The sequence below is a fragment of the Chrysanthemum yellows phytoplasma genome (assembly GCF_000803325.1).
GTDB classification, from domain to species: domain Bacteria; phylum Bacillota_I; class Bacilli_A; order Acholeplasmatales; family Acholeplasmataceae; genus Phytoplasma; species Phytoplasma asteris.
In genome coordinates this window covers 1-2,382 of record NZ_JSWH01000034.1, presented here as the reverse complement: position 1 = coordinate 2,382, position 2,382 = coordinate 1, and the positions used below count along the sequence as shown (strand labels likewise).

The window sequence follows — 2,382 nt, the reverse complement described above, 5'->3', positions numbered from 1 at the left end:
TTTTAGTATTTTATTATTATTTGATTTGATTGAAATTATTGCAATGCAAAATAGCTAACATATTTATATCAAAATTATAAAACATTTTTAACTATTGCGGTGCCCTTCGATTTGTTTATGCTAATAGTTGGGTTCCGTGAGATTTTTAAACACAAAAAACTATAAAAAACATTTTGCTAATTTATTTGTATTATAAACATTTAAAAATTAAGTTAAATATGTTTTCTTTATACAAAATTTATTTATAAATGTAGAACAAATTTAATTTACTTTTTAAATGTAGATAAATGTAGAGTTTTTATAATGTATCTTTTAATTGTAATAATTACTCAAAATAATAACAATTATGTTATGTATATAAAAACACTTACTAAAAACATTTATCAATAATGTTATAATAATAGTATATAAGAGGTTTTGAAAATCTTATTTTTGTCCTTAAACATTTACTATTTTTATTTTTTGATATTCAAAGAAATGATTTGTCTTTTTGAACCATATTTAATTAAACAAAAATATGAGTTTTTTTAAAAAATTACTACAGGAGTAATGTATGTTTCCTTTGTTGGCTAATTTAATTACTGTTTTTAGGATTGTTTTAGTGTTTGTTCTTTTGCCTTTGATGTGTGTAAGTGAAAGTGAGCCTGAATTTGCTAATGTTTTGACTTTTCAAATTATCTTTATAGTGGCTGCTATTACTGATTATTTGGATGGTTATATAGCTAAAAAATATCAACAACAAACTGTTTTTGGTAAGTTTTTTGATCCTATTGCCGATAAATTATTAGTTATTATCACACTTTTTTATATTTGTCAATGTCGTTTGTCTGCTACGCAAGGAACTTTTTTATTTGCAGATACTCAAATGCCTAAAAAATTTTTTACTGCTGTTATTATGATTATAGTGATTAGAGAATTTTTAGTAACAGGAATAAGATTGGTAGCTTCTAATAAAGAAGGAGTTGTTATTAGTGCATCTTTTTGGGGCAAAGCCAAAACCGTTTTTACATTCGTTGCCATCATTTGCCTTTTTTTTGGGTTGTATACTTCTTCTACTTTTGCTTGTGATGCAAATTTAAAAAAATGGTTTGGATATCTAAGTAATATAGGTGATATTTGCCTGCTTGTTTCAGTTGTTTTAACTATTGTTTCTGGTTTTGATTATTTTTTTAAAAATTATAAAATTATTCGTAAAAATTTTGCTCCTGAGTAATTCATTTTTTTGATCCTCACTGTACCCTATTTTTTTAAAATATTTATTGTCTAGTTTTTGGGGTTCAGCGAGATCTTTATTTTGTTACTGCTGTTTTTATTATATTTTAAAATCTGTCTTTTATATATGTTTCTAAATTTTTACATTTATCTTTAATAATTATTTTCATCTTGCTCTTTTATCTTTATTATTTTAATTACAATATTTAAAAATTATATTTCATCAAAACTAAAAAAACCAAAGGAAAATTATTTATGCAAAATACACAAAACAAAAACGATTTAGAAGACACTATTAAGGATATTGAAAAAAAGTTTGGTAAAGGTAGCATTATGCAATTCAACTCCAAAACTCATAAAGGAATTGAATCTATTTCTACTGGTTCTTTGTCGTTGGATATTGCCTTAGAAATTGGTGGTTATGCTAAAGGAAGAATTATTGAAATTTATAGTCCTGAAAGTTCAGGCAAAACTACTTTAACTTTGCATGCCATTTCAGAGGCTCAAAAAAAAGGAGCTAATGTTGCTTTTATTGATGCAGAACATGCCTTAGACCCAAGTTATGCAAAGGCTATTGGAGTAAATCTTGATAAACTTTTAATCTCATAACCTGATTCATTTGAAAAAGCTTTAGATATTGCTTGTAGATTAATTGCAAGTGGCAAAATTAGTCTTTTGGTAGTTGATTCTGTAGCAGCATTAGTTCCTGAGGCAGAATTAGTAGGCGATATGGGTAATATGGCTATGGGTTTGCAAGCACGAATGATGGGGCAATCCATGCGTAAACAGTCAGGAATCATTAATAAAACTGATACAGTTGTTATCTATATTAATCAACTTAGAGAAAAAACAGGGATGGTTTTTTGTAATCCTGAAGTAACTCCAGGTGGTAAAGCCTTAAAATTTTTTGCTTCTTTGCGTTTAGACATTAGAAGATCATAAACCCTTAAACAAGGGTACCAAGTTGTAGGGATTCGTTCCAAAGTAAAAGTAGTTAAATCCAAACTTTCATCTCCTCTTAAAACTGCTACTATTGATATTATTTATGGTAAATGTATTGCTAAAATGATAGAAGTAATTGATTTAGCAACTAACCTTAATTTGATTCAAAAAAGTGGTTCTTGGTATAGTTTTAAAGATGAAAAAATTGGTCAAGGAACAGAAAATGTT

1 protein-coding gene and 2 pseudogenes are annotated in these 2,382 nt (G+C 26.7%); all 3 read left to right on the top strand.

Annotated elements, in window-relative coordinates:
• Positions 1 to 553 precede the first annotated feature (553 nt).
• Positions 554 to 1,213, top strand: a complete 660-nt coding sequence (pgsA, locus tag OL66_RS00605; RefSeq protein WP_011161060.1) for a CDP-diacylglycerol--glycerol-3-phosphate 3-phosphatidyltransferase — start codon at positions 554 to 556, stop codon at positions 1,211 to 1,213.
• 254 nt (positions 1,214 to 1,467) lie between these two features.
• Positions 1,468 to 2,259 (top strand): annotated as a pseudogene (gene recA, locus OL66_RS04220) (recombinase RecA); the annotation flags it as partial.
• An 18-nt stretch (positions 2,260 to 2,277) separates the two neighbouring features.
• A pseudogene (locus OL66_RS04505) lies at positions 2,278 to 2,382 on the top strand (recombinase RecA); the annotation flags it as partial.